Raw genomic sequence first — 25,182 nt, 5'->3', positions numbered from 1 at the left:
CACTCATCCGGTACGCCGAGGCCTGCCGGATGCGCCGACGCAAGCAGGGGCTGAATGTCCACGATAGCCGAGAATAGCGCAACCGTACTCGAACGCATCGCCGCCGCCAGCCGGACGGCAGGCCGCGATCCCGCGACTGTCGGCCTCCTGGCGGTGAGCAAGACCAAGCCCGCCGCCGCCTTGCGCGAGGCCGCCGCCGCCGGCCTGCGCGACTTTGGCGAGAACTACCTGCAGGAGGCGCTGGACAAGCAGCCGGCGCTGGCCGACCTGCCACTGGTGTGGCATTTCATCGGTCCCATCCAGTCCAACAAGACCCGCGCCATCGCCAGCCATTTCGACTGGGTGCACTCGGTGGACCGCCTGAAGATCGCCCAGCGCCTGGCCGAACAGCGCCCGCCCGAGCGCGGGCCGCTGAACATCTGCCTGCAGGTCAACGTCAGTGGCGAAGCCAGCAAGTCCGGCTGCCACCCCGATGATCTGCCAGCCTTGGCCGCGGCGGTAGGCCAGTTGCCCAACCTGCGCCTGCGTGGCCTGATGGCCATTCCTGAACCCACCGACGACCCGGCCAGCCAGCGCGCCGCCTTTGCCCGGCTGCGAAAGCTCAGCGAAACGCTGAACCTGAACCTGGACACCCTGTCCATGGGCATGAGCCAGGATCTGGAAGCCGCCATCGCCGAGGGCGCCACCTGGGTCCGCGTCGGTACCGCTCTCTTCGGCGCCCGCGACTACGGCGTCGCCTCTTCAATCTAGGAAGTCTCGATGAACGACACCCGCATCGCCTTCATCGGCGCCGGCAACATGGCCGGCGCCATCATCGGCGGTCTGCTCGCCCAGGGCGTGCCGGCCCGGCAGCTCAGCGCCAGCAATCGCAACCCGGCCAAGCGCGAGGCGCTGGCCCGGGAGCACGGTATCCGCGTCGATGCCAGCAACAGCGCCGTGCTCGCCGACGCCGACGTGGTGGTCCTGGGGGTGAAGCCCCAGGTGATGGGTGAGGTCTGCCAGGAGCTGGCGCCCCATCTGCGCCCGGACCAGCTGATCGTCTCGGTCGCCGCCGGCATCACCTGCGCCAGCCTGACACGCTGGCTGGGCCAGCGCGCGCTGGTGCGCTGCATGCCCAACGTGCCTTCGCAGCTGCGCCTGGGTGCCAGCGGCCTGTTCGCCAACGACCAGGTCACCGCCGAACAGCGCGCCCGCGCCCAGGAGATCCTCGCCGCGGTGGGCCTGGCCCTCTGGGTCGAGGAAGAACAGCAGCTGGACGCGGTCACCGCCGTCTCCGGCAGTGGCCCGGCTTATTTCTTCCTGCTGATGGAAGCCATGACCCAGGCCGGCACCAAGCTCGGCCTGCCGGCCGTGGTGGCCGAACAGCTGACCCTGCACACCGCCCGCGGCGCCGCCGCCATGGCCTGTCAGGGCGACCGCAGCCCCGAACAATTGCGTCGTTCGGTGATGTCCCCCAAGGGCACCACCGAACGCGCCATCGAAACCTTCCAAGCCGGGGCCTTCGCGGACCTGGTGGAAGAAGCCCTCACCGCCGCGGCCGACCGGGCTGCGGAACTGGCCCAGTTGCCGGATCGATAAGGAGTATCCATGTCCGCTTTCGCGCAAGCCCTCGTCTACGTCATCCAGACCCTCGGCAGTCTCTATCTGCTGATCATCCTGCTACGCTTCATCCTGCAGCTGGTGCGGGCCGACTTCTACAATCCGCTGTCGCAATTCACCGTGCGCGCCACCCAGCCGCTGCTCAAACCGGTGCGACGCATCATTCCCGGCTTCGGCGGCGTCGATCTGGCGGCCCTGGTGCTGGCGATCCTGGTCCAGCTGGCGCTGATGATGGTCGTGGTGGTGCTGCTCGGCGCCAGCATCGGCGGCCTGTTCCCCGCCCTGCTGATCTGGGCCCTGCTGGGCGTGGCTTCGCTGTTCCTCAAGGTGTTCTTCTTCGCCCTGATCGTCAGCGTCATCCTCTCCTGGGTCGCGCCCCAGACCCACAACCCCGCCGCCGAGCTGGTCAATCAGATCTGCGAGCCGCTGCTGGCCCCCTTCCGCCGCATCCTGCCGAATCTGGGTGGCTTGGATCTGTCGCCGATCTTCGCCTTCATCGTGATCAATCTGCTGGATCGCTTCGTCATCGGCCAGCTGGCCGCCGCCACCGGCATGCCGCAGATTCTCGCCCCCTTCCTCTGACCCACCACTCGCGCACCCGCCACGACCGCCTGCCGCGTCGTGGCGGAGGCGGCATTGACGTCCTCTGGACGCTGGGGCACCGTCCAGCCTTTGCTGTCCAGGTCAAGGAAGTCCCCTATGGAACGCCTGTTCCGCCACGTCGATGCCTATGCCACGTGGAAAGCCGAACTCGACACCCAATTGGGCCGCTACCGCGACTGGTTGCAGCGTAATCGTCTGGCCTCCCCGGCACTGGACGCCGCCCTGGCCAGCTGCCAGAGCGAATTGCAGGCCGACGGCATCACCCTGGCCTTCGCCGGCGAGTTCTCCCGCGGCAAGACCGAGCTGATCAACGCCCTCTTCTTCGCCGACTACGGCCAGCGCATGCTGCCGTCCCAGGCCGGGCGCACCACCATGTGCCCCACCGAGATCTTCCATGACGCCGGGGCCGACGGTCCCTATCTGCAGCTGCTGCCCATCGACAGCCGCCTGGACGAACGCAGCCTGGCCGCCTGGCGCAAGACGCCCGAGGCCTGGCAGCGCTTCGCCCTGGACGACCGCCACCCGGACGCCATGGCCGCCCTGCTGGCCAAGGTCACCGAGACCCGCGAGGTGGAAACCGCCGCCGCCGTGCAACTGGGCTTCGATCCCGAGCAGTTGGAACAGCTCGACAGCGCCGGTCTGGTCAGCATCCCGGCCTGGCGCCACGCGCTGATCAGCATCGACCACCCGCTGCTGCGCCAGGGCCTGCGCATCCTCGACACCCCCGGCCTCAACGCCCTGGGCGCCGAACCCGAACTGACCCTGTCGCTGCTGCCCCACGCCCAGGCCGTACTCTTTCTCATCGGTGCCGACACCGGCGTGACCGCTTCGGACCTGGCGCTCTGGGAACAGTGCGTCAAGCCCTCCCTGGGCGATGCCCCGGAGCGGCTGTTCGCGGTGATGAACAAGATCGACAGCCTCTGGGACGACCTCGGCGGCGTCGCCCATGTCGCCCAGTCGCTGGAAAACGTCCGCCAAGCCAGCGCCCGGCAACTGGCGCTGCCGGCCGAGCACATCCTGCCGCTGTCGGCCAAGCAGGCGCTGCTGGGCAAGGTCCGCGGCGATCTGGAACTGCTCGCGCGCAGCCAGCTGGACAGCCTCGAACAGCTGCTCGCCGAACGCATCGTCGGCGCCCGCGAGCGTCTGTTGCAGCAGCGCATCGTGCAGCAGGCCAGTGGTCTGCTGGGCGCCAGCCGTACCCTCATCGAGCAGCGCCTGGAAGCCATTCGCGCCCAGTACGCGCAACTGGCCGACGAGGAATTGCCCGGTGCCGGCCTGGAATTGCAGACCGCTCGCACGCGCCAGGAATACGACCTCTACCACCGTCGCCTGCTGGATCTACGCACCACCCAGAACATGCTGGCCGGGCAACGCAAGCTGCTGACCGACCTGGTCGCGTCGGAGCGCCTGGACGCCCATCTGGAAACCGCCCGCCGGGAATTCCGCAGCAGCCTGACCACCGTCGGCATCAACCAGTCCATCGCCCGCTTCTTTCGCGTGGTCGAGCATGACCTACTGGCCCTGGACAACGAGGCGGACCGGGCCAACAAGGTGCTCGGCGCGGTCTACCAGCGGCACAATGTCGAGAATCCGCTGCATCCCCTGGAAGCGCCGCGACTGCGCATCCGCCCCTATGTCCGCGAGCTGCGCCAGCTGCAACTCAAGACCGAGGAGGTGCAGCGTCAGGTCAAGACCCTGCTCACCGAGCAGAGCGCCCTGGCCCGCCGCTTCTTCGCCACCGTGGCCCAGGAGGTCCAGGCGCTGCAGGAAGGCGCCCATGCCCAGGTGCTGCGCTGGAACGACGGCGCCCTGACCCCGCTGGTGCAGCACACCCGCGAGCAGAAGCAGCTGCTGGAAACCAGCATGCTGGCGCTCAAGCAGCTCACCCAGCAGAACCTCAACAGCCAGGAGCAGGTGCGCCGGCTGCAGGTGCACGAGGACGTCCTGCACGGGCAGCTCAGCGAGGTCAGCGACATGCTCAAGCAGATCAGCCGGCCGGCGCCCTCCCAGCGCCACGACAACGTGGTCACCCTGCCGCTGGCGCGGGTCGGCTAGCGCCATCCGCTACCGTGGCGCGGTCCTTGGCCGCCGCGCCACGCCTGCCCTTGCCGCTCCCGGCGGTGCTCTTTAGACTGGCGAGCCCCGCCCCGGACGAGCCGTCAATGCCCAGCGTCATTCCCGAAGATTCCGTCGGCCTGGTCACCCCCGAGCTGCTGCACTTCAACGAGCCCCTGGCCCTGGCCTGTGGTCGCACCCTGCCGGCCTATGACCTGATGGTCGAGACCTATGGCGAACTCAACGCCAGTCGCAGCAACGCCGTGCTGATCTGCCACGCGCTCTCCGGCCATCACCACGCGGCCGGCTATCACAGCCTGGACGACCGCAAGCCCGGCTGGTGGGACAGCTGCATCGGCCCCGGCAAGCCCATCGACACTCGCAAGTTCTTCGTGGTCGCCCTCAACAACCTGGGCGGCTGCAACGGCTCCACCGGTCCCAGCAGTCCCAATCCCGACACCGGTCGGGCCTATGGCGCGGACTTCCCGGTGCTGACCGTGGAAGACTGGGTCAACAGCCAGGCACGCCTGGCCGATCGCCTGGGCATCGCGCAGTGGGCGGCGGTGATCGGCGGCAGCCTGGGCGGCATGCAGGCGCTGCAATGGACCATCAGCTATCCCGAGCGCATCCGCCACTGCCTGGCCATCGCCTCGGCGCCCAAGCTGTCGGCGGAAAACATCGCCTTCAACGAGGTAGCGCGCCAGGCCATCCTCTCGGATCCGGATTTCCACGCCGGCCACTTCCAGGAAAAGGGTGTGATCCCCAAGCGCGGCCTGATGCTGGCGCGCATGGTCGGCCACATCACCTACCTGTCCGACGAGGCCATGGGCGAAAAATTCGGTCGCGAACTCAAGACCGACCAGCTCAACTACGACTTCCACAGCGTCGAATTCCAGGTGGAAAGCTACCTGCGCTACCAGGGCGAGGAATTCTCCGGCCGTTTCGACGCCAACACCTACCTGCTGATGACCAAGGCGCTGGACTACTTCGATCCGGCCCATGCCCATGGCGGCGACCTGGCCAAGACCCTGGCCGGGGTGCAGGCGCGCTTCCTGATCGTCTCCTTCACCACCGACTGGCGCTTCTCGCCGGCGCGTTCCAAGGAGATCGTCAACGCCCTGATGGCCGCGCGCAAGGACGTCAGCTACCTGGAGGTCGACGCGCCCCAGGGCCATGACGCCTTCCTCATTCCCATCCCGCGCTATCTGCAGGCCTTCTCCCACTACATGACCCGCATCGAGGTATAGCTGCCGTGCGCGCCGATCTGGACATCATTCAGGAATGGATCCCCGCCGGCAGCCGGGTCCTCGACCTCGGTTGCGGCACCGGCGAACTGCTCGCCTGGCTGCGCGATCACAAGCAGGTCACCGGCTACGGCCTGGAGATCGACCCGGACAAGATCGCCGAATGCCTACTCAAGGACGTCAACGTCATCGAGCAGGATCTCGACGGCGGCCTGGCCAACTTCGCCAGCGACAGCTTCGACGTGGTGGTCATGACCCAGTCGCTGCAGGCCATGCAGTACCCGGACCGCATTCTCCAGGAGATGCTCAGGGTCGGTCGCCAGTGCATCATCACCTTTCCCAACTTCGGTCACTGGCGCTGCCGGCTGTACCTGGGCGGCAAGGGGCGGATGCCGGTCTCGGACTTCCTGCCCTACACCTGGTACAACACGCCGAACATCCACTTCTGCACCTTCGAGGACTTCGAGCGCCTCTGCCGCGAACAGCGCGCCCAGGTACTGGATCGTCTTGCCGTGGATCGCCTGCACCGCCACGGCTGGGCCAGCAAGTTGTGGCCCAACCTGCTCGGCGAGATCGGCATCTATCGGGTCAGCGCGCCGCATCTGCACGACCTGCGCGTCGCCATATGACGTAAGGCCTGGGCGGCGCGGCCAGCCCGGGCCTGGCTTCGCGTACAATACGCCGCCCTTCCCAATGCGACACGGTGCCCCTCATGTCCGACCTAACCGAACTGGTGCTCGCCAGCCACAACGCCGGCAAGCTCAAGGAACTCCAGGCCATGCTCGGCGACCGGGTGCGGGTGCGCTCGGTGGGCGAATTCAGCCAGGTGGAACCCGAGGAAACCGGGCTGTCCTTTGTCGAGAACGCCATCCTCAAGGCGCGCAACGCAGCGCGGCTGTCCGGTCTGCCGGCCCTGGCAGATGATTCGGGCCTGGCGGTGGACACCCTCGGCGGTGCCCCCGGCATCTATTCCGCGCGCTACGCCGATGGTCAGGGCGATGCCGCCAACAACGCCAAGCTGCTCGACACCCTGCGTGACGTGCCAGACGCCGAGCGCACCGCCCAGTTCGTCTGCGTGCTCGCCCTGGTACGCCACGCCGACGATCCGCTGCCGATCCTCTGCGAAGGCCTCTGGCCCGGGCGCATCCTGCATGCCGCTCAGGGCGAGCATGGCTTCGGCTACGATCCGCTGTTCCAGCCCGACGGCGAAGCGGTCTCCGCGGCCGAATTGGCGCCGGCGGAAAAGAACCAGCGCAGCCATCGCGCCCGCGCCATGGCCCAGCTCAAGCAACGGCTCCAGCTGTGACCGACACCTTCGCCTTGCCGCCACTGGCGCTCTACGTCCATATCCCCTGGTGCGTGCGCAAGTGCCCCTATTGCGACTTCAACTCCCATGCCGCTGGCCCGACGCTACCGGAAACGGAGTACGTCGACGCCCTGCTGGCGGATCTGGACCAGGACCTGATCCACGTCCATGGCCGGCCGCTGACCTCGATCTTCTTCGGGGGTGGCACACCCAGTCTGTTTTCCGCTCAGGCTTTGGGTCGCCTGCTGGACGGCGTGGCCCGGCGGCTGAGCTTCGCGCCGGATATCGAGATCACCCTGGAAGCCAATCCCGGCACCTTCGAGCAGGCCAAGTTCGTCGCCTATCGCGGCCTGGGCATCAATCGGCTGTCGATCGGCATCCAGAGCTTCCAGGATGCCAAGCTCAAGGCTCTGGGGCGCATCCACGGCCGCGAGGAAGCCATCCGCGCCGCCGACCGGGCGCGCGCCGCCGGCTTCGACAATTTCAACTTGGACCTGATGCACGGCCTGCCCGAGCAGAGCGTCGCCGATGCCCTCGGCGACCTCGAACAGGCCATCGCCCTGGCGCCCACCCACCTGTCCTGGTACCAGCTGACCATGGAGCCCAACACGGTGTTCTGGAGCCAGCCGCCGGAGCTGCCCGAAGACGACACCCTCTGGGACATCCAGGAAGCCGGACAGGCGCGCCTGGCGGCCGCCGGCTACCAGCAGTACGAGACCTCTGCCTATGCCCAGCCCGGGCGCCAGGCGCGGCACAATCTCAACTACTGGGGCTTCGGCGACTTCCTGGGCATCGGCGCTGGCGCCCATGCCAAGCTGAGCGCCCCGGACGGTACCCTGCTGCGTACCTGGAAGACTCGCCTGCCCAAGGACTACCTGGATCCGGCCAAGGCCTTCCAAGCCGGCGCGAAAGCTCTGGCGCCGGCCGACCTGCCCTTCGATTTCATGATGAACGCCCTGCGCCTGGTGGACGGGGTACCCGCCGCCTGGTATCCGCAGCGCACCGGCCAGTCGCTGGACAGTCTGGCACCTGCGCTGACCGCGGCGCGCCAGGCCGGCCTGCTGGCCGAGGATGCACAGCGCCTGCGCCCCACCGCTCGCGGCCAGCTGTTCCTGAACGACCTCTTGCAATCCTTTCTGCCTGACTGACGAGGAGCTCTGCCTTGGACTTCGTGCTCGACCATATCGCCGACCTCTCCCGCTGGAGCCGCAGCCACCTGGACGAGGTGGCCCTGGCGGTCACCGCCACCCTGCTGGTGCTGTTCGGCAGCCAGGTCAATGGCTTCATCCAGGCGCGCCTGGGCAGCCTGCCGACCGCCATCCGCGTCCCGGCCTTCGCCCTGGCGTGCCTGGCGATCTACGGCGCCGCCATGACCTTCCTGACCCCCTGGGTGGTCAAGGGTCTGGCGCAGTTCAACAACTATGCCCTGGCCCCGGTGCTGCTGATCGGAGTCTGCCTGCTGGGCGTGCTGGCCGAGCGGCGCGGCTAGGGCTGGCCCCGCTGGCAGACGCGGATACTGTCCAGCAGGCACTCCAGTGATTGCGGACGCCCCAGCAGGAAGCCCTGGAAGGTGTCCACGCCCAGGTCCTTGAGCAACTCGAACTGGGCCTGGGTTTCCACCCCCTCGGCGACGATCTGCATGTCCAGCGCGCGGCACAGGCTGACGATGCCGGCCAGCAGTTGTCGGGATCTGTCATCGGCGTCCACCGCCAGCAGAAAGCTGCGGTCGATCTTGATGGTGTCGAAGGGCAAGCGGTGCAGATAGCCCAGCGACGAATAGCCGGTGCCGAAGTCATCCATCGCCACCCGAAAGCCCTGCTCGCGCAAGGCGGCCAGGCGCCGCTCAGGCGTGCCCTTCTGCAGGAAGACCGACTCGGTCACCTCCAGCTCCAGTGCCCTGGGCGCGATACCGAATTCGGCGCAGGCCGCCGCCAGGACCTCGGCCAGTTCATCATCGGCCACCTGCAGCGGCGAGATGTTGACCGCCACCGGGATCTGCAGGCCGGCGTCCTGCAGGGCCCGGGCGCAACCGGCCGCGCGGCGGATGGCCAGGCGCCCGAGGGCCGAGGCCATGCCGTTCTGCTCGGCCAGGGCGACGAAGACATTGGGCGGCACGGCCCCAACGCCCGGGCAATTCCAGCGCGCCAGCAACTCGGCGCTGATCATGCGCTGACGGGCATCGAACTTGGGCTGCAGCACGAAGGTGATGAGTTCCGCCTCGATGGCGCCATGCAGATGAGCCAACAGGGTCACCTTGCTGCGCGCCTCGCTGGTCAACTGCGGATCGTAGCAGCGCACCCGGCTCTTGCCGGCCGCCTTGGCTGCGTACATGGCGGCATCGGCATTGCGCAGCAGGGTTTCCACATCCAGCCCTTCTTCGGGGGCCAGACTCAGGCCGATGCTGGCCGATACGCGGATATCGTGGCCGGCGATGCACTGCTGCCGACCCACCGCCTGCACCAGTTGCTCGGCCACCTGGCGGGCCTGCTCGCGATCGCTCACGTCCAGCAGGGCGACGAATTCATCGCCCCCCCAGCGTGCCAGCACCTCGTCGGCCCCCAGCACCTGCCGCAACTCCCGCACCAGGGCGCAGAGCAGCTCGTCACCGGCGGCATGGCCCAGGGAGTCGTTGACCTCCTTGAAGCCATCGACATCGATGAACAGTACCGCGAGGTTGCCGGTCTCCTCCAGGTTCTGCAGGCGCGTCTCGAAATCCTGGTAGAAGGAGGTCCGGTTGGGTAGCTGGGTCAGGGCATCGCTCAGGGCCATGCGCTCCAGGGCCTGCTCGGCGCGCTTGCGCTCGGTGATGTCCCTCAGGCTGGCGACCACATAGCCTTCGCGATCCGCCTCGCCGGCAAAGCGACTCAGGCTGATCTCCACCGGCGTGACGCGTTTGGCGGAGACGTGGAACTGGGCTTCGCACAGGGCATAGCCGTCGCGCTCGAACGTGCGGATGGCCGTCTCGGGCAACTTGATGTAGTGGGACAGGTACTGACCGCTGACACTGCGCTCCGCACTGAGCATCAGGGCGCGCAGGGCGTCATTGGCTTCGATGATCTGACCGCTCTCGGTCAGCACGGCCATGGCGTCGCGACAGAGGGCGAAGGCCGAGGCGATGAGGTGCAGCGAGCGTTCGGTACGCTGCCGGGCGCTGCGTTCGACTTCGAGCCAGCGCCGTACGGCGTGCAACTCGGCCGCTGGCGAGTCGGGGCGTACCAGGTCCGTCATCGGATCCGCTCTGCACGAAGGGCGGCGCGGAGCCGGTTGGCATTCTTGAGGAAGGCTGACATCCAGGTGTCCCTGTGAATTCGAATGCAACCGCCATCACAGCAGGGCAATTGGCCATCATGCCAATTGTCCTTCGGCAGCTCAAGCTCGATTCGTCAGAGATACACGGTCAGCTCTGGCGTTCGAACTTGAGGTCCCAGACGCCATGCCCCAGGCGTTCGCCACGGCGTTCGAACTTGGTGATGGGTCTTTCCTCGGGACGCGGTACATAGCCCGAGGCGTCGCCGAGGTTATGGTAACCGGGGGCGGCGTTCATGATCTCGAGCATGTGTTCGGCATAGGCCTGCCAATCGGTGGCCATGTGCAGCACCCCGCCGACCCTGAGCTTCTGCCGAACCAGCTCGGCGAAGGCCGGCTGGACGATCCGCCGCTTGTGGTGGCGGCTCTTGTGCCAGGGATCGGGAAAGAACAGCAGCACCCGGTCCAGGCTGGCGTCGGCCACGCACTGGCGCAGCACCTCCAGGGCATCGCAGCTGTAGACCCGCAGATTGGTCAGCCCCTGGGTCATGGCGCCATTGAGCAACGCGCCCACGCCCGGACGATGCACCTCGACGCCGATGAAATCCTGCTCCGGCGCGGCGGCAGCCATTTCCAGGGTGGAATGGCCCATGCCGAAGCCGATCTCGAAGGTACGCGGCGCCTGGCGCCCGAATACCTGGTCGAAATCCTGGGGGCCGTCGGTCAGCTCCAGACCGAAACGCGGCCACCCCTGGTCGAGACCGCGTTGCTGGCCTTCGGTCATGCGGCCGGCGCGCATCACGAAGCTCTTGATGGTGCGCCGGGGGCGGTCGGGGGTCTGGTCGTCTTGATGATCGGTCATGGCGTTATCGATAGTGGGAAAAAGAGACGCCCGGCACAGGCCGGGCGCGTGATGGAGGGCGCCAGGTCTAGTTGACCAGGCCGTCCAACGGCGAGGAGGCCGTGGCATAGAGCTTGCGCGGCATGCGCCCGGCCAGATAAGCCAGGCGACCGGCGACGATGGCGTGCTTCATGGCTTCGGCCATCAGCACCGGCTCGCGGGCATGGGCGATGGCGCTGTTCATCAGCACCGCTTCGCAACCCAGCTCCATAGCGATGGTGGCGTCGGAGGCGGTACCCACCCCGGCATCCACCAGCACCGGCACCTTGGCCTCTTCGAGGATGATGCGCAGGTTGTAGGGATTGCAGATGCCCAGGCCCGAGCCGATCAGACCGGCCAGCGGCATGACGGCGATGCAGCCGATGGCTTCCAGCTGGCGCGCGACGATGGGGTCGTCGCTGGTATAGACCATGACGTCGAAGCCGTCGGCGACCAGGGTCTCGGCGGCCTTGAGCGTCTCGATGACGTTGGGGAACAGGGTCTTCTGGTCGGCCAGGACTTCCAGCTTGACCAGGTTGTGACCGTCGAGCAGCTCGCGCGCCAGGCGGCAGGTGCGCACCGCTTCCACCGCGTCATAGCAGCCGGCGGTGTTGGGCAGGATGGTGTAGCGCTCGGGCGAGATCACGTCGAGCAGATTGGGCTCGCCGGGAGTCTGGCCGATGTTGGTACGACGCACCGCCACAGTGACGATCTCGGCGCCGGAGGCCTCGATGGCCAGGCGGGTCTCTTCGAGATCGCGGTACTTGCCGGTGCCGACCAGCAGACGCGATTCATAGGTGCGCCCGGCCAGGGTAAAGGGAGTGTCTTTCATCTGGATTCCTCTTGCGCGGCTAGCCGCCGCCGATGGCGTGGACCACTTCCAGCCGGTCGCCATCCGCCAGGGCGGTGGTGGCGTGCTGGCTGCGCGGCACGATGTCGAGGTTACGTTCCACCGCCACTCGCCGTCCGGTCAGGTCGAGACGCACGAGCAGGTCGGCGACGGTGGCGCCGTCCGGCAATTCAAGGGATTCGCCGTTCAACAGGATCTGCATGGCAAAGGCATCGTCACGGGGTGAGCCGGCATTCTACGCCGGTCGGGCGTGCATTGCAGCGGCGCCGGGCCGGGAACGACGGCCAGTGCTCGGTCAGAGGCTGCCGAGGCGCCAGGCGAGGATGGCCAGGCAGGCCCAGCCGGCGAGAAAGCACAGACCGCCGAAGGGGGTGATGATGCCCAGCCGCGAGATGCCGGTCAGCGTCAGCAGATAGAGGCTGCCGGAAAACAGCAGGATGCCGGCGATGAAGAAGCCACCAGCCCAGGCCACCAGGCGCCCCTGAAAGTGCAGCGACAGGAGCGTGACGCCGAGCAGCGCCAGGGCGTGGATGAGCTGATAGAGCACGCCGGTCTGGAATACGGCCAGGTAGTCGGCGGTCAGCCGGCCCTTGAGTCCATGGGCGGCGAAGGCGCCGAGTCCGACACCGGTGAAGCCGGCCAGGGCGGCGAACAGCAGGAAGAGACGCAACATGGTTTTACCGGGCGATGGAAGAGAAGCGCTGGTTATAATGGCCCGCTAACCGCCAAAGACCAAGCCGATGCTGCTCACCCTCCTCCGCCGTCTCCTGCGTATCGCCCTCTGGTTCGCCGTCCTCAGCGCCGCCCTGGTGCTGATCCTGCGCTGGGTGCCGCCGCCGGGCAGCATGCTGATGGTGGAGCGCAAGGTCGAGTCCTGGATCGACGGCAAACCCATCGACCTGCAGCGCGACTGGCGACCCTGGAAGGAGCTGCCGGACGATCTCAAGATGGCGGTGATCGCCGGCGAGGACCAGCACTTCGCCGAACACTGGGGCTTCGACATGACGGCGATCCGCCAGGCCTTCAGCCACAACGAAGCCGGCGGCTCCCTGCGCGGCGCCAGCACCATCAGCCAGCAGACCGCCAAGAATCTCTTTCTCTGGAGCGGCCGCAGCTACCTGCGCAAGGCCTTCGAGGCCTGGTTCACCGTGCTGCTGGAAACCTTCTGGTCCAAGCAGCGCATCCTCGAGGTCTATCTCAACAGCGTGGAATGGGACGACGGCGTGTTCGGCGCCGAGGCCGCGGCTCGTCACCATTTCGGCATAGGTGCTCCCTACCTGTCCGACCGCCAGGCCAGCCTGCTGGCCGCCGTGCTGCCCAATCCCCGCGAATGGAGCCCGAGCCGCCCGAGCGCCTATGTCGCCGAACGCGCCGCCTGGATCCGCCAGCAGGAGCGCCAGCTGGGCGGTAGCGACTACCTGCGGCGGATGACCGGGCAGTAGCAAGGTGATTTGGCACGCGGTTTTCAGCCTACAGACGCTCTATCGCGGCCATGGGCCGCTCCTACGGACTGCCCGGTACTTGTAGGAGCGGCCCATGGCGCGATGGCCAGAGCCCGATCCAAGCCAGCCTACTGGCTGGGCGATAAGATTTGCAGACATAAAAAAACCGCACCCCGAGGTGCGGTTTTTCAATCAACGAGCGGATCAGGCGGCGATATTGCCCTTGAGCTTGTTCATCGCGTTCTTTTCCAGCTGACGGATACGCTCCGCCGAGACGTTGTACTTGGCCGCCAGCTCGTGCAGGGTCGCCTTTTCCTCGGCCAGCCAGCGCTGGTAGAGGATGTCACGGCTGCGGTCGTCCAGGCGTTCCAGGGCCTCGTGCAGATTGGCCGTGGAGCTGTCGGTCCAGTCGGCTTCCTCTAGCTGACGCGCCGGATCGTAACGGCTGTCTTCCAGGTACTGAGCCGGCGACTGATAGGCCGCATCGTCATCGGCATCGCTGGCCGGGTCGAAGGCCATGTCATGACCGGTCAGACGGCTTTCCATCTCGCGCACTTCCCGGGGCTCGACGCCCAGGGTTTCGGCCACGCGATGGACCTCGTCGTTGTTCAGCCAGGCCAGCCGCTTCTTCTGGCTGCGCAGGTTGAAGAACAGCTTGCGCTGCGCCTTGGTGGTGGCCACCTTGACGATGCGCCAATTGCGCAGGATGAATTCGTGGATTTCGGCCTTGATCCAATGCACGGCAAAGGACACCAGGCGTACACCCATTTCGGGATTGAAGCGTTTCACGGCCTTCATCAAGCCGACATTGCCTTCCTGAATAAGGTCGGCCTGGGCCAGTCCATAGCCAGAATAGCTCTTGGCGATATGCACCACGAAACGCAGATGCGCGAGCACCAACTGGCGGGCGGCCTCGACGTCTTCCTTGTAGAAGAGGCGCTCGGCCAGTTCACGCTCCCGCTCCGGAGTGAGCAGCGGAATGCTGTTCACCGAATGCACATAGGCTTCCAGGCTGGCGCCGGGAACCAATGTAGGAACAGGTTGCAACGAAGTGGTCATGCGAATCCTCCGATTCACTAAGCACTGGACAGTCTAACACTGATTTTTTGGACAGCGCCAGACTAGCCGAAGTTCCCTTAACCCCAGCTGAAGACCGCCCTGAAAAGCCTGTGTCATCAAGGGTTTAGACCATTTCCGGAGATGTCGGAAACGGTCGTTCGTCAGCGTGGAGCGAGCTCGCGCAGATGGCGGGCGACGGCCAGCCAGGCGCCGATGTAGCCGAGCAGCACGGCGCCGATCAACAACTGTAGCCCGTCCTCGACGGCAACGCTGCCCAGGGCGAAATCGCTGCCATAGAGGCCGGCCAGGTCGAGCACCGCGGCGTTGAGCCAGTTGAGGCCAAACACCAGCAGCGCCCAGGCAGCAATGCCGGCGCCCAGGCCGAACAGCGCGCCCATGTAGAGGAAGGGCCGGCGCACGTAGCCGTCGGTGCCACCCACCAGCTTGACCACCTCGATCTCGGTGCGGCGATTCTCGATGGCCAGGCGGATGGTGTTGCCGATCACCAGCAGCAGGGCGATCACCAGCACCACGGTCAGGCCGAAGACGAAGCGCTCGCCGAGCTTGAGGATGGCGGTGAGGCGCTCGACCCACTGCATGTCCAACTGCACCTGCTGCACGCCGTTCATCTCGGCCAGCTGGCTGCGCAGCATGTCGAGACGACTCTTGTCGATTTCCTTGGGCGTCACGGCGATGACGCCGGGCAACGGATTCTGCGGCAATTCGCGCAGCGCCTCGCCGAGACCGGCGTCCTGCTGCAATTCCTTCAGGGCATCGTCCGGGCTGATCCAGCGCGCCTCGGCGACATCGGGCAGGACCTTGATCTGACTCATCAGCACCTCGGCCTGGTCCTGGCCGGTGCGTAGGTCGAGGAACACCGAGATCTGTGCCGCGCGCTGCCAGGAGCCGCCCAGGCGCTCGACGTTCTTCAGCAGCAAGGACACCCCCATGGGCAGCGCCAGGGCGATACCCATCACCAGGCAGGTGAGAAAGGTGCCTATGGGCTGCTGCACCATGCGCCTGAGGCTGTCCCTCAGGCCGGTGCGGTGGGCTTCGAGGTAGGCGTGCAGCGGGCTGCGCCAGTCGCTCTTGGGTTTCTTCGGGGCCTGGCGCTGCGGACGCTGGGGCTTGCCGCCCTGTTCCTGGCCACGGGGCAGTTCGGTGGCGCTCATGGCTGGCTCTCCTCTTCGTCGCCGATCAGGCGGCCGCGCTGCAGGGTCAGCATGCGATGGTGCAGCCGGGCGATGAGGGCATGGTCGTGGCTGGCGATCAGCACCGTGGTGCCGAGGCTGTTGATGTCTTCGAAGACGCCCATGATCTCCGAAGCCAGGCGCGGATCGAGGTTGCCGGTGGGTTCGTCGGCGAGCAGCAGGGCCGGCCGGTGCACCACGGCGCGGGCGATGCCGACCCGCTGCTGCTGGCCGGTGGAGAGTTCGGCCGGATAGTCGTCGAGCTTGTCCTTGAGGCTGACCCGCTCCAGGGCCGCGGCCACACGCTTGGCGATCTCGGGCTTGGACAGGCCGAGGATCTGCAGCGGCAGGGCGACGTTGTCGAACACGGTGCGGTCATAGAGCAGCTGGTGGTTCTGGAAGACCACGCCGATCTGCCGGCGCAGGAAGGGAATCTGCGCATTGGTGATGCGTGAGATGTCCTGGCCGGCCAGGGTCAGCTTGCCGCCGGTGGGCCTTTCCATGGCCAGGATCAACCGCATCAGGGTGCTCTTGCCGGCGCCGGAATGACCGGTGACGAAGAGAATCTCGCCGCGTTCGGCACGGAAGCTCAGTTCCTGCAGGCCGACGTGACCGTTGGGATAGCGCTTGGAGACGCGGTCGAACTGGATCATGAGACGCCCCGCTCCGCGAACAGGGCCTGGACGAAGGGCCGCGCCTCGAAGGGCCGCAGGTCGTCGATGCCTTCGCCGACGCCGACATAGCGGATCGGCAGGGCGCTCTGCTTGGCCAGGGCGAAGATCACCCCACCCTTGGCGGTGCCGTCGAGCTTGGTCAACGCCAGGCCGGTCAGGGGCACCGCATTGTGGAACTGCTTGGCCTGGTTGAGGGCGTTCTGGCCGGTGCCGGCATCCAGCACCAGCAGGGTCTCGTGGGGCGCCGCCTCGTCCAGCTTGCCGATCACCCGGCGTACCTTGCGCAGCTCCTCCATGAGATTGTCCTTGGTGTGCAGCCGGCCGGCGGTATCGGCGATCAGCACATCGATGCCACGGGCCTTGGCGGCTTGCACCGCGTCGAAGATCACCGAGGCGGAGTCGGCGCCGGTGTGCTGGGCAATGACCGGGATGCGGTTGCGCTCGCCCCAGACCTGCAGCTGCTCCACGGCGGCGGCGCGGAAGGTGTCGCCAGCGGCCAGCATGACCTTCTTGCCGTCGTTCTGCAGGCGCTTGGCCAGCTTGCCGATGGTGGTGGTCTTGCCGGCGCCGTTCACACCGACCACCAGGATGACGTATGGCTTGTGCGAGGTGTCGATCACCAGCGGCTGTTCCACCGGCAGCAGCATCTCGGTGAGCTCCTGCTGCAGCGCCTGATAGAGCGCCTCGCTGTCGGCCAGTTGCTTGCGCGCCACCTTCTGGGTCAGGTTGCGCATGATGACGCCGGTGGCCTCGACGCCGACGTCGGCGGTCAGCAGGCGGGTCTCCAGCTCTTCGAGCAGGTCGTCGTCGATGGCCTTCTTGCCGAGGAACAGGCTGGCCATGCCCTCGCCGAGGCTGGCGCTGGTCTTGGACAGCCCCTGACGCAGACGAGCGAAGAAACCCAGTTTAGTTGGTTCGGCCGGAGCGGCGGCAACGGCGGGTGGAGCGGGTTCGGGTTCGGGCGCAACCACCTCAGGCTCGGGACGGACCGGGGCGACGGGTACGACCGGGGCTGGAGCAGGCTCGGGCTCTACGACAGGCGCAGGAACTACCGGATGCAGCGGCGCGACCGGCGCCGATACCGGCTCGGGCTCTGCCTCGGGCACAACTACCGGCTCGACCTCGACCGGCGGCAGGATGGGATCGGCCACCAGCGGCTCGACCAGCGCCGTCAGGGCCACCGGCGACGGGGCCTCCTCTTCGGCGACCGGGGTCAGCGAGGGGATCGCCTCCGGCGGCTCGGGTACCGGCTCCGGATGCTGCACCGGTTCGCTGGTCAGCGGCTCGGGCAAGCGCTCTTCGGCTTCGGGCGCGGCGGCGGGGGCTTCGGCCGGCGTCGCTACGGGTTCGGCAGTCTTCTTGCGGAACCAGCCGAACAGGCCTTTCTTCTCCGCGGGGGGAGACTTCTTGTCGTCGGATCCAAACATGCAGGGCTCTGTATCGAACGGACGAGCCAGCTGCGGGAGCTCCGCCAGGCGGGGCTCGACCGTCAGGCATGGCCGTCGGGAAAAGGGATGCGTATCCTAGCAGCCTGCCGGGCGGAAGACCTCCCCGTCGGCGAAAAACGCGCGACCGTCCCCAGGACGCAGCCGCTTCGTCCCCTACCGCGCTACAAGGCCTGCTCTCGCGATGCCCGCCTCCCGCTTCCGTCGGACCGCCCTGGTCGTCCTGCTCAGCCTGCTCCCCACCCTCGCCCTGGCCACCGCCAGCCGGCAGAACACCGAGGAATTCACCCTCGACAACGGCCTCAAGCTGGTAGTCCGCGAAGATCACCGGGCGCCGGTCGCCGTGGTGCAACTCTGGTATCGCGTGGGTTCGAGCCTGGAGGCACCCGGCGCGACTGGCTTGTCCCACGCCCTGGAACACCTGATGTTCAAGGGCAGCCGCAAGCTTGGCGCCGGCGAGGCCTCGCACCTGCTGCGCGATCTGGGCGCCGAGGAGAATGCCTTCACCACCGATGACTACACCGTCTACTACCAGCTGCTCGCCCGCGATCGCCTGCCAGTAGCCCTGGAGCTGGAAGCCGATCGCATGCAGCACCTGCTCCTGGCGCCCGACGAGGTCAGCCGCGAGCTGGAGGTGATCAAGGAAGAACGCCGGCTGCGCACCGACGACCGGCCCGAGGCGCTGTCCTTCGAACGTTTCAAGGCCGCGGCCTACCCGGCCAGCGGCTATCGCAACCCCACCATCGGCTGGCCCCAGGACCTGCAGCGCCTCGGCGTCGACGACCTGCGCCGCTGGTACCAGACCTGGTACGCACCCAATAACGCCACCCTGGTGGTGGTGGGCGACGTCGAGCCCCAGGCGATCCGCGCCGAGGTGCAGCGCTGGTTCGGTGGCATCCCCCGCAGCGACCTGCCCGCGCCACGGCGACCGCTGGAACTGCCCGCGCCGGGCGAACGCCGCCTGGCCCTGCAGGCCCGCGAGCTGCCCAGCCTGCTGATGGGCTTCAACGTGCCCAGCCTGGCCACCGCCGCCCAGCCGCGCGATGCCTATGCGTTGCAACTGCTGGCCGCCCTGCTCAGCGGCGGCTCGGGCGCGCGCCTGCCCAGTCGTCTCGAACGCGGCGAGGAAGTGGCCAGCAGCGTGCGCGCCGCCTATGGCGCCTATACCCGCGGCGACAGCCTCTTCCTGCTCAGCGGCACCCCCAATACCCAGCGCGGCAAGACCCTCGACCAGCTGGAAGCGGCTTTCTGGACGCAGCTGGAGCTGCTCAAGCGCGAGCCGCCCAGCGCCGAGGAACTGGCCCGGGTCCGCGCCCTGCTGGTGGCCGGATTGGTCTATGGCCGCGACTCCATCACCGCTCAGGCCAGCAGCATCGGTCAGCTGGAAAGCGTCGGCCTAGGCTGGCGCCAGGGCGATCGGCTGCTCGACGAGCTGGGCCAGGTCACTCCCGACGACCTGCGCCGCGTGGCCCGTACCTACTTCACTCGCGAGCGCCTGACCCTGGGCCAGTTGCGCCCCGAACCCGCCGCGGAGGCTCGTCGATGAAGCGCCTGCTGTGCCTTGCGCTGTGCCTGCTCGCGGGCTGTCAGTCCCCCACCCCGGTCGGCGACCTGGCGCGCGCCTATCCCGCCGTAGACAGCCTCAAGACCCTCAAGGAGGCACCGCCCCTGGGGCGCCAATTGGACATCCAGCGCTGGCGCACCGCCGAAGGTGCCCAGGTGCTGTTCGTGCCGGCGCCGGAATTGCCGATGTTCGACGTGCGCCTGATCTTCGCCGCCGGCAGCAGCCAGGACGGCGCCACGCCGGGCCTGGCCATGCTGACCAACGGCCTGCTCAACGAAGGCACCCCGGGTCGCGATACCAGCGCCATCGCCGACGGCTTCGAACGCCTGGGCGCCGATTTCAGCAACGGCGCCTATCGTGACCAGGCGGTGGTCGGACTGCGCACCCTCGCCGATCCCGCCCACAGCGAACCGGCGCTGGCGCTGCTGGCCGACGTGGTCGGTCGCCCGACCTTTCCCGCCGAGGCCATCCAGCGCATCCGCGACCAGTTGCTGACGCTGATCGCCGCCAGCCGCCGCGAACCGGCCAGCCTGGCTGGCGAAGCCCTGCAGGAACGTCTCTATGGCAGCCATCCCTATGCCCATTCGCCACGGGGCACGGCAGCCGGACTGGCACGCCTCGACGCGGCCAGCCTCAGGGCCTTCCATGCCCGTGCCTATGCCGCCGGCAATGCCGTGATCGCCCTCACCGGCGACCTGGATCGCGCCCGCGCCGAGCAGATCGCCGCCCAGCTGTCGCGCGCCCTGCCCCGTGGCCCGGCCCTGCCGCCACTGCCGGTGCCAGCGCCTGCCGCACCGGCCCGGGTGCAGCTGGAGGTCCCGGCGCAGCAGACGCGCCTGCTGCTCGGCCAACTCGGCATCACCCGCCGCGATCCCGACTACGCGGCCCTGTTCGTCGGCAACCAGATCCTTGGCGGCGGCGGTTTCGGCAGTCGCCTGATGACCGAATTGCGCGAACGCCGCGGCCTCACCTACGGCGTCAGCTCGGGCTTCACCCCCATGCGTCAGCCTGGCCCCTTCACCCTCGGCCTGCAGACCCGCGCCGAACTGGGCGATGCCACCCTGGCCTTGGTCCGTGACCTGCTGCGCGACTACCTGGCCCAGGGCCCCACCCAGGCCGAACTGGACCGCGCCAAACGGCAGATCGAAGGCAGCTTCCCGCTGGCCAACGCCAGCAACGGCGCCATCGTCGCCCAGCTGGGCAACATCGGCTTCTACGACCTGCCCAGCAGCTACCTGGACGACTTCCTCCAGCAGGTCCGCCGGCTGACGGTGGAGCAGGTGCATGCCGCCCTGCAGCGCCACCTGGATCCGGCCAACTTCGTCGTGGTCAGCGCCGGTCCGCGGGTCGCCCAGCAGCCGCTGCCGCCACCCCGCCCTCTTCCCAACCTGCCGCCCAGCGGCGTTCCGGAGCACTAGCATGGCCCAGAAGACCGCCAACCAACTGCGCATCATCGGTGGCGACTGGCGCAGCCGGCGCTTCGTCTTTCCCGATGCCCTGGGCCTGAGACCCACCCCGGATCGGGTCCGCGAGACCCTGTTCAACTGGCTAGCCGCCGTCACCCCGGGCGCCCGGGTGCTAGACCCCTTCGCCGGCAGCGGCGCCCTGCTGCTGGAAGCCCTCTCCCGCGGCGCCGGCCAGGCCCTGGCCTTCGACCTCAACGCCCAGGCCGCCAATGCCCTGCGCGGTCATCTGCAAGTCCTCGGCTGCACCCAGGCCGAGGTACGCCAGACCGATGCCTTGCAGGCGTTGACCAAGCCGGCGGAGACGCCCTTCGACCTGGTGTTTCTCGATCCGCCCTTTGGCCAGGACCTGCTGGAGCCGGCCTGCGCGGCCCTGGAAGCCCAGGGCTGGCTCGTCGCGGACGCCTGGATCTACACCGAGAGCGAGACCCAGCCCTCGCGCCTGAGCCTGCCCGCGACCTGGCAGCTGCACCGCGAGAAGAAGACCGGCAACGTCCACTACGCCCTCTGGCACCGCCAGGCGTGAACAGCGCCCCCTTTCGCCCGGCGCGCTGGCTGCCCGGTCCGCACCTGCAGACCCTCTGGGGCTCGCTGTGGCGCCGCCTGCCGCCCATCACTCGCCCGCGCGAACGGCTATGGCTGGAGGATGGCGACTTCCTCGATCTGGACTGGTATCACGCCGAGGACCCACAGGCGCCCCTGGTGCTGATCGCCCACGGCCTGACCGGCAGCTCCGGCTCCCACTACGTACTTGGCCTGCAATTCGCCCTCGCCGCCCGCGGCTGGGCCAGCGTCGGCCTCAACTGGCGCGGCTGCTCCGGCGAACCCAACCGCCTGCCGCGCGGCTATCACTCCGGCGTCAGCGAAGACCTGGCGGCGGTGGTGCGCCATCTGCAGGCCAGTCGTCCGGAGGCTCCGCTGTATGCGGTGGGCTTTTCCCTCGGTGGCAATGTGCTGCTCAAGTACCTCGGTGAGCGCGGCGCGGAAAGCGGACTACGAGCCGCGGCGGCGGTGTCGGTGCCCTTTCGTCTGGACCTCTGCGCCGATCGCATCGGCATCGGCTTCTCGCGTATCTATCAGCGACACTTCATCCGCGAACTGGCGCGCTATGTGCGCGACAAGCAGGCACTGTTCGATCGCGAGCGCCATCCCGAGCAGCACGAGATCCTCGCCCGCCTCGGCCCGCCCGAGGGGCTCAAGACCTTCTGGGACTTCGACGATAGATACACCGCGCCCTTGCATGGCTTTCGCGATGCCCGGGACTATTATCGCCAGGCCTCCAGCCGCTATTACCTGGGGGGTATCCGCATCCCCACCCTGCTGATCCAGGCCGAGGACGATCCCTTCATCGGCACCGACGCCCTGCCCGCCCGCGCCGAACTGGCGCCCGACACCCTGTTCGAGCGCCTGCCCCACGGCGGCCACGTGGGTTTCGTCGGCGGCTCCTTCCGCGAACCGGACTACTATCTGGAAAGGCGCATCCCCGACTGGCTGGTCAGCCAACGGGCAGCGCCATCCGGCCGATAAACGCCCACGGGTCGGCGATCCTGGCGGCTGTCGCCTTGGCCTCACCCCGCCCCTGAGCTACCATCCAAACCCCAACAGCTTCGCCCCCAGGACAGCGTCATGAACCGAGTGCTATACCCCGGCACCTTCGACCCCATCACCAAGGGCCATGGCGATCTGGTGGAGCGTGCCTCGCGGCTGTTTGACGAAGTCGTGGTGGCGGTGGCGGCCAGCCCCAAGAAGAACCCGCTGTTTCCGCTGGAACGCCGGGTCGAGCTGGCCAAGGCGGTGACCGCGCACCTGCCCAACGTCGAGGTGATCGGCTTCAGCTGCCTGCTGGCCACCCTGGTGGAACAGCAGAAGGCGACCATCATCCTGCGCGGCCTGCGCGCCGTGTCGGATTTCGAATTCGAATTCCAGCTGGCCAACATGAACCGGGTGCTGGCGCCCCAGGCGGAAAGCATGTTCCTGACCCCGTCGGAACACTATTCCTACCTGTCCTCCACCCTGGTGCGGGAGATCGCGGCGCTCGGTGGCGACGTGACCAAGTTCGTCCATCCCACCGTGCATCAGGCGCTGCTGGAGCGTTTTGCCCCGGCCAGCTGATTAACCCCAAGGACTGTCGGGTGCAGCCGGCGCGCGGATGGGGCAAAATGCGCGCCTGACTTTTGGATCGCTGCGCGTTCGCGTGGCGAGGAGCCGACGATGTCCCTCATCATTACCGACGATTGCATCAACTGCGACGTGTGCGAGCCCGAGTGCCCGAACGGCGCCATCTCTCAGGGCGCGGAGATCTACGTGATCGATCCGAACCTGTGCACCGAGTGCGTGGGCCATTACGACGAACCCCAGTGCCAGCAGGTCTGTCCGGTGGACTGCATCCCTCTCGACGAAAACCATGTCGAGACCAAGGAGCAGCTGCACGACAAATACCTGAAGATCAGCGGCCAGGGCTAGCGCCAGGGCCTTACTCGGTACGCCCGTACCCGCTCTGGGTGCAGCCCAGGCAGCGCACGAAGGCCGCCTTGCCCGGCTCGACCACCAGGGCCTTGCCGGCCTTGCCGATGTTACCGCCCGCGGCGGTGAATGGCAGACTGACCACGAAGACGCCCGCGCCGATCACGGTGGCGGCGATCAGCAGCGGCCGCGCGATCAAGAGATCGCCGATCATGGAAAAGGCGGCGGGAGCCTGGGCTTCACCGAACGCCTGGTCGGCGGTCTGATACTCGGTGACGTCACCCTGAGCCTGTTGCGCCTGCGCCGGCAGGACCTGCATCGTCAGGGCCAGCGCCAGCACGGCAGCCAGGCTACGGAACGGATTCATACGGCTGATCCCTTGCGCGGTTGTGATGGTGGTCCCTGAACTATAACAGGCCGCCCGCACTTGTCATGCGGGCGGTCCCCAGACGTCATTCGGCGCGGACGACCGGCTGCGGCGCGCGGCGATGGGCATAGACCATGAGCGCGATACCGCCCAACACCATGGGCACGCAGAGCACCTGCCCCATGGTCAGCCAGCCCCAGGCCAGATAGCCGAGCTGGGCATCGGGCACCCGCACGAATTCGACGATGAAGCGGAAGATGCCATAGCAGAGCACGAACAGGCCGGACACGGCCATGGTCGGCCGCGGCTTGCGCGAATACAGCCAGAGGATCACGAACAGCGCCACGCCTTCCAGGGCGAACTGGTAGAGCTGCGAGGGGTGGCGCGGCAACTGGGCCGGATCGCTGTAGGGCGGGAAGATCATCGCCCAGGGCACATCGGTGGGCTTGCCCCAGAGTTCGGCGTTGATGAAGTTGCCGATGCGGCCGGCACCCAGGCCGATGGGCACCAGCGGGGCGATGAAGTCCATCAATTCGAAGAAGCCCTTGTTGTGGCGCTTGCCGAACCACCAGACCGCCAGGATCACCCCGAGCAGCCCGCCATGGAAGGACATGCCGCCCTTCCAGACCTCGAAGATCAGCGTCGGATTGGCGATGTACTCCGCCAAGTTGTAGAACAGCACGTAGCCAAGTCGCCCCCCGGCGATGACCCCCAGCGCCACCCAGAACACCAGGTCGGACAGGGTCTCGCTGGTCCAGCGCGGATCGAAGCGATTGAGTCGCCGCTTGGCCAACCACCAGGCGCCGCCGATCCCTACCAGGTACATGAGCCCGTACCAGTGGATCTTCAGCGGCCCCAGCGACAGGGCCACCGGGTCTATTTGCGGATACGGCAGCATGGTGCCTCCTTGAAGGGGATCAGAGTAGGAAGTTGAGACCGACGCCGAACAGCAACAGGGCGAACAGGCGCTTGAGCAGTCGGGGCGACAGGCGATGGGCCAGTCGCGCACCGAAACGGGCCGAGAACATGCTGGTCAGGGCGATACCCAGCAAGGCCGGCAGATAGACATAGCCCAGGCTCCAGGCGGGCAGGCCCGGCTGCTGCCAGCCGACCAGGATGAAGGACAGCGCCCCGGACAGGGCAATGGGCAGGCCGCAGGCCGCCGAGGTGGCCACCGCCTGCGGCATGCTCAAGCTGCGCCAGATCAGGAAGGGGACGGTAAGCGAGCCGCCGCCGATGCCGAAGATGGCCGAGGCCCAGCCGATCACCACGCCGGCCACCGTCAGCGCCGGTTTGCCGGGTTCGCCGGCCTGGGCCTTGGGGCGCAGGTCCAGCGCCAACTGGAGGGCGATGAGGATGGCGAAGGTGCCGATGATCTTCTGCAGCAGCGGGCCGTGGATGGCGGCGGCGGTCAGCGCACCCAGGGCGCTGCCGAAGACGATGCCCAGGGCCATCCAGGCGAACAGCCGCCAGCGCACGGCGCCAAGCCGGTGATGGGCCCAGACGGAATTGAGCGAGGTGAAGACGATGGTGGCCAGCGAGGTACCCACCGCCAGGTGGGTGAGGATATCCGGATCGAGGCCCTGGGCGGTAAAGCTGTAGACCAGCACCGGCACGATGATCAGGCCGCCGCCGACCCCGAACAGACCGGCCAGCAGCCCGGCGCAGACGCCGAGCACCAGGAAGAGCAAGAGATCCATCATCACCTCGGGCGCAGGAGGCGGCATGGTAC

General features: G+C 67.5%; 28 protein-coding genes. 16 read left to right on the top strand and 12 right to left on the bottom strand.

Annotated elements, in window-relative coordinates:
• Positions 1-54 precede the first annotated feature (54 nt).
• From LRS53_RS18730 to LRS53_RS18690, 9 genes are all read left to right on the top strand, one after another.
• On the top strand, positions 55-750 hold the full coding sequence (locus LRS53_RS18730) for a YggS family pyridoxal phosphate-dependent enzyme (RefSeq protein ID WP_231356922.1): 696 nt from the start codon (positions 55-57) through the stop codon (positions 748-750).
• 9 nt (positions 751-759) lie between these two features.
• The gene (proC, locus tag LRS53_RS18725) at positions 760-1,578 is read left to right on the top strand and encodes a pyrroline-5-carboxylate reductase (RefSeq protein ID WP_231356921.1); all 819 of its coding nucleotides are present in this window, start codon (positions 760-762) and stop codon (positions 1,576-1,578) included.
• Between the two features lie 9 nt (positions 1,579-1,587).
• Entirely contained in the window at positions 1,588-2,181 is a 594-nt protein-coding gene (locus LRS53_RS18720) for a YggT family protein (RefSeq protein WP_064309244.1), read from the top strand.
• 117 nt (positions 2,182-2,298) lie between these two features.
• Positions 2,299-4,257, top strand: a complete 1,959-nt coding sequence (locus LRS53_RS18715) for a dynamin family protein (RefSeq protein WP_231356920.1) — start codon at positions 2,299-2,301, stop codon at positions 4,255-4,257.
• A gap of 107 nt (positions 4,258-4,364) precedes the next feature.
• Positions 4,365-5,504: a homoserine O-succinyltransferase MetX gene (gene metX / locus LRS53_RS18710; RefSeq protein WP_007161661.1), complete on the top strand. Its 1,140-nt coding sequence runs from the start codon at positions 4,365-4,367 to the stop codon at positions 5,502-5,504.
• Between the two features lie 5 nt (positions 5,505-5,509).
• The gene (gene metW, locus LRS53_RS18705) at positions 5,510-6,130 is read left to right on the top strand and encodes a methionine biosynthesis protein MetW (RefSeq protein WP_017640992.1); all 621 of its coding nucleotides are present in this window, start codon (positions 5,510-5,512) and stop codon (positions 6,128-6,130) included.
• Between the two features lie 83 nt (positions 6,131-6,213).
• Positions 6,214-6,807: an RdgB/HAM1 family non-canonical purine NTP pyrophosphatase gene (gene rdgB / locus LRS53_RS18700; protein WP_231356919.1), complete on the top strand. Its 594-nt coding sequence runs from the start codon at positions 6,214-6,216 to the stop codon at positions 6,805-6,807.
• The gene (hemW, locus tag LRS53_RS18695; protein WP_231356918.1) at positions 6,804-7,955 is read left to right on the top strand and encodes a radical SAM family heme chaperone HemW; all 1,152 of its coding nucleotides are present in this window, start codon (positions 6,804-6,806) and stop codon (positions 7,953-7,955) included. The genes rdgB and hemW overlap by 4 nt, the downstream gene beginning before the upstream one ends.
• 14 nt (positions 7,956-7,969) lie before the next feature.
• Complete coding sequence (locus LRS53_RS18690) at positions 7,970-8,296, top strand: DUF3392 family protein (RefSeq protein WP_017640995.1); 327 nt, start codon at positions 7,970-7,972, stop codon at positions 8,294-8,296.
• On the opposite strand, the gene LRS53_RS18685 is transcribed toward LRS53_RS18690, so the two are convergent.
• The 5 genes from LRS53_RS18685 to LRS53_RS18665 form a co-directional block, all read right to left on the bottom strand.
• Complete coding sequence (locus tag LRS53_RS18685; RefSeq protein ID WP_231356917.1) at positions 8,293-10,035, bottom strand: putative bifunctional diguanylate cyclase/phosphodiesterase; 1,743 nt, start codon at positions 10,033-10,035, stop codon at positions 8,293-8,295. The two genes, LRS53_RS18690 and LRS53_RS18685, sit on opposite strands and share 4 nt — an antisense overlap.
• A 169-nt stretch (positions 10,036-10,204) precedes the next feature.
• Positions 10,205-10,915 (bottom strand): tRNA (guanosine(46)-N7)-methyltransferase TrmB, encoded by a 711-nt coding sequence (trmB, locus tag LRS53_RS18680; RefSeq protein WP_160924093.1) that lies wholly within the window; start codon positions 10,913-10,915, stop codon positions 10,205-10,207.
• Between the two features lie 67 nt (positions 10,916-10,982).
• Positions 10,983-11,765, bottom strand: coding sequence for a thiazole synthase (locus tag LRS53_RS18675; RefSeq protein ID WP_017640998.1), 783 nt, complete (start codon positions 11,763-11,765; stop codon positions 10,983-10,985).
• Positions 11,766-11,784: 19 nt separating this feature from the next.
• A complete protein-coding gene (thiS, locus tag LRS53_RS18670) occupies positions 11,785-11,985 on the bottom strand; it encodes a sulfur carrier protein ThiS (RefSeq protein ID WP_007161653.1) in 201 nt (66 codons plus the stop codon).
• A 93-nt stretch (positions 11,986-12,078) separates the two neighbouring features.
• A complete protein-coding gene (locus tag LRS53_RS18665) occupies positions 12,079-12,456 on the bottom strand; it encodes a DUF423 domain-containing protein (protein WP_231356916.1) in 378 nt (125 codons plus the stop codon).
• Between the two features lie 67 nt (positions 12,457-12,523).
• Between LRS53_RS18665 and mtgA the strand changes: the two genes are divergently transcribed.
• Positions 12,524-13,225, top strand: coding sequence for a monofunctional biosynthetic peptidoglycan transglycosylase (gene mtgA, locus LRS53_RS18660; RefSeq protein ID WP_017641001.1), 702 nt, complete (start codon positions 12,524-12,526; stop codon positions 13,223-13,225).
• A gap of 204 nt (positions 13,226-13,429) precedes the next feature.
• Here the strand turns inward: mtgA and rpoH are convergent, their stop codons facing one another.
• The 4 genes from rpoH to ftsY all read right to left on the bottom strand — a co-directional run bounded on the left by rpoH (position 13,430) and on the right by ftsY (position 17,575).
• Entirely contained in the window at positions 13,430-14,284 is an 855-nt protein-coding gene (rpoH, locus tag LRS53_RS18655; RefSeq protein ID WP_007161649.1) for an RNA polymerase sigma factor RpoH, read from the bottom strand.
• Between the two features lie 161 nt (positions 14,285-14,445).
• Entirely contained in the window at positions 14,446-15,456 is a 1,011-nt protein-coding gene (gene ftsX, locus LRS53_RS18650) for a permease-like cell division protein FtsX (protein ID WP_231356915.1), read from the bottom strand.
• A complete protein-coding gene (ftsE, locus tag LRS53_RS18645; RefSeq protein ID WP_007161647.1) occupies positions 15,453-16,127 on the bottom strand; it encodes a cell division ATP-binding protein FtsE in 675 nt (224 codons plus the stop codon). Before ftsE ends, ftsX begins: the two co-directional genes overlap by 4 nt.
• A complete protein-coding gene (gene ftsY, locus LRS53_RS18640) occupies positions 16,124-17,575 on the bottom strand; it encodes a signal recognition particle-docking protein FtsY (protein WP_231356914.1) in 1,452 nt (483 codons plus the stop codon). The genes ftsE and ftsY overlap by 4 nt, the downstream gene beginning before the upstream one ends.
• Positions 17,576-17,777: 202 nt before the next feature.
• Between ftsY and LRS53_RS18635 the strand changes: the two genes are divergently transcribed.
• From LRS53_RS18635 to LRS53_RS18610, 6 genes are all read left to right on the top strand, one after another.
• Positions 17,778-19,139: a M16 family metallopeptidase gene (locus tag LRS53_RS18635; protein ID WP_231356913.1), complete on the top strand. Its 1,362-nt coding sequence runs from the start codon at positions 17,778-17,780 to the stop codon at positions 19,137-19,139.
• A complete protein-coding gene (locus LRS53_RS18630) occupies positions 19,136-20,575 on the top strand; it encodes a M16 family metallopeptidase (protein WP_231356912.1) in 1,440 nt (479 codons plus the stop codon). Before LRS53_RS18635 ends, LRS53_RS18630 begins: the two co-directional genes overlap by 4 nt.
• A 1-nt stretch (position 20,576) precedes the next feature.
• A complete protein-coding gene (gene rsmD / locus LRS53_RS18625; RefSeq protein WP_231356911.1) occupies positions 20,577-21,146 on the top strand; it encodes a 16S rRNA (guanine(966)-N(2))-methyltransferase RsmD in 570 nt (189 codons plus the stop codon).
• The gene (locus tag LRS53_RS18620; protein WP_231356910.1) at positions 21,143-22,147 is read left to right on the top strand and encodes a hydrolase; all 1,005 of its coding nucleotides are present in this window, start codon (positions 21,143-21,145) and stop codon (positions 22,145-22,147) included. The genes rsmD and LRS53_RS18620 overlap by 4 nt, the downstream gene beginning before the upstream one ends.
• A 99-nt stretch (positions 22,148-22,246) precedes the next feature.
• Positions 22,247-22,732, top strand: coding sequence for a pantetheine-phosphate adenylyltransferase (coaD, locus tag LRS53_RS18615; protein WP_007161641.1), 486 nt, complete (start codon positions 22,247-22,249; stop codon positions 22,730-22,732).
• 99 nt (positions 22,733-22,831) lie between these two features.
• The gene (locus tag LRS53_RS18610) at positions 22,832-23,083 is read left to right on the top strand and encodes a YfhL family 4Fe-4S dicluster ferredoxin (protein WP_017641009.1); all 252 of its coding nucleotides are present in this window, start codon (positions 22,832-22,834) and stop codon (positions 23,081-23,083) included.
• Positions 23,084-23,093: 10 nt separating this feature from the next.
• Here the strand turns inward: LRS53_RS18610 and LRS53_RS18605 are convergent, their stop codons facing one another.
• The 3 genes from LRS53_RS18605 to LRS53_RS18595 form a co-directional block, all read right to left on the bottom strand.
• On the bottom strand, positions 23,094-23,450 hold the full coding sequence (locus LRS53_RS18605; protein ID WP_017641010.1) for a hypothetical protein: 357 nt from the start codon (positions 23,448-23,450) through the stop codon (positions 23,094-23,096).
• An 85-nt stretch (positions 23,451-23,535) separates the two neighbouring features.
• Positions 23,536-24,348, bottom strand: coding sequence for a prolipoprotein diacylglyceryl transferase (gene lgt, locus LRS53_RS18600; protein ID WP_017641011.1), 813 nt, complete (start codon positions 24,346-24,348; stop codon positions 23,536-23,538).
• A gap of 19 nt (positions 24,349-24,367) precedes the next feature.
• A complete protein-coding gene (locus LRS53_RS18595; protein ID WP_017641012.1) occupies positions 24,368-25,150 on the bottom strand; it encodes a sulfite exporter TauE/SafE family protein in 783 nt (260 codons plus the stop codon).
• Positions 25,151-25,182 lie beyond the last annotated feature (32 nt).

This window comes from Pseudomonas sp. PLB05 (assembly GCF_021106615.1).
GTDB classification, from domain to species: domain Bacteria; phylum Pseudomonadota; class Gammaproteobacteria; order Pseudomonadales; family Pseudomonadaceae; genus Chryseomonas; species Chryseomonas benzopyrenica.
This window is presented reverse-complemented; position numbering and strand designations above follow the sequence as displayed.

Coding starts and splice junctions, on each gene's coding strand:
- rpoH (WP_007161649.1), bottom strand. CDS start 14,284: ATGACCACTTCGTTGCAACCTGTTCCTACATTGGTTCCCGGCGCCAGC.
- LRS53_RS18715 (WP_231356920.1), top strand. CDS start 2,299: ATGGAACGCCTGTTCCGCCACGTCGATGCCTATGCCACGTGGAAAGCC.
- thiS (WP_007161653.1), bottom strand. CDS start 11,985: ATGCAGATCCTGTTGAACGGCGAATCCCTTGAATTGCCGGACGGCGCC.
- metX (WP_007161661.1), top strand. CDS start 4,365: ATGCCCAGCGTCATTCCCGAAGATTCCGTCGGCCTGGTCACCCCCGAG.
- rsmD (WP_231356911.1), top strand. CDS start 20,577: ATGGCCCAGAAGACCGCCAACCAACTGCGCATCATCGGTGGCGACTGG.
- LRS53_RS18630 (WP_231356912.1), top strand. CDS start 19,136: ATGAAGCGCCTGCTGTGCCTTGCGCTGTGCCTGCTCGCGGGCTGTCAG.
- LRS53_RS18730 (WP_231356922.1), top strand. CDS start 55: ATGTCCACGATAGCCGAGAATAGCGCAACCGTACTCGAACGCATCGCC.
- ftsY (WP_231356914.1), bottom strand. CDS start 17,575: ATGTTTGGATCCGACGACAAGAAGTCTCCCCCCGCGGAGAAGAAAGGC.
- lgt (WP_017641011.1), bottom strand. CDS start 24,348: ATGCTGCCGTATCCGCAAATAGACCCGGTGGCCCTGTCGCTGGGGCCG.
- LRS53_RS18635 (WP_231356913.1), top strand. CDS start 17,778: ATGCCCGCCTCCCGCTTCCGTCGGACCGCCCTGGTCGTCCTGCTCAGC.
- LRS53_RS18675 (WP_017640998.1), bottom strand. CDS start 11,765: ATGAAAGACACTCCCTTTACCCTGGCCGGGCGCACCTATGAATCGCGT.
- rdgB (WP_231356919.1), top strand. CDS start 6,214: ATGTCCGACCTAACCGAACTGGTGCTCGCCAGCCACAACGCCGGCAAG.
- LRS53_RS18595 (WP_017641012.1), bottom strand. CDS start 25,150: ATGGATCTCTTGCTCTTCCTGGTGCTCGGCGTCTGCGCCGGGCTGCTG.
- mtgA (WP_017641001.1), top strand. CDS start 12,524: ATGCTGCTCACCCTCCTCCGCCGTCTCCTGCGTATCGCCCTCTGGTTC.
- LRS53_RS18665 (WP_231356916.1), bottom strand. CDS start 12,456: ATGTTGCGTCTCTTCCTGCTGTTCGCCGCCCTGGCCGGCTTCACCGGT.
- ftsX (WP_231356915.1), bottom strand. CDS start 15,456: ATGAGCGCCACCGAACTGCCCCGTGGCCAGGAACAGGGCGGCAAGCCC.
- ftsE (WP_007161647.1), bottom strand. CDS start 16,127: ATGATCCAGTTCGACCGCGTCTCCAAGCGCTATCCCAACGGTCACGTC.
- LRS53_RS18685 (WP_231356917.1), bottom strand. CDS start 10,035: ATGACGGACCTGGTACGCCCCGACTCGCCAGCGGCCGAGTTGCACGCC.
- coaD (WP_007161641.1), top strand. CDS start 22,247: ATGAACCGAGTGCTATACCCCGGCACCTTCGACCCCATCACCAAGGGC.
- LRS53_RS18605 (WP_017641010.1), bottom strand. CDS start 23,450: ATGAATCCGTTCCGTAGCCTGGCTGCCGTGCTGGCGCTGGCCCTGACG.
- LRS53_RS18720 (WP_064309244.1), top strand. CDS start 1,588: ATGTCCGCTTTCGCGCAAGCCCTCGTCTACGTCATCCAGACCCTCGGC.
- proC (WP_231356921.1), top strand. CDS start 760: ATGAACGACACCCGCATCGCCTTCATCGGCGCCGGCAACATGGCCGGC.
- LRS53_RS18610 (WP_017641009.1), top strand. CDS start 22,832: ATGTCCCTCATCATTACCGACGATTGCATCAACTGCGACGTGTGCGAG.
- trmB (WP_160924093.1), bottom strand. CDS start 10,915: ATGACCGATCATCAAGACGACCAGACCCCCGACCGCCCCCGGCGCACC.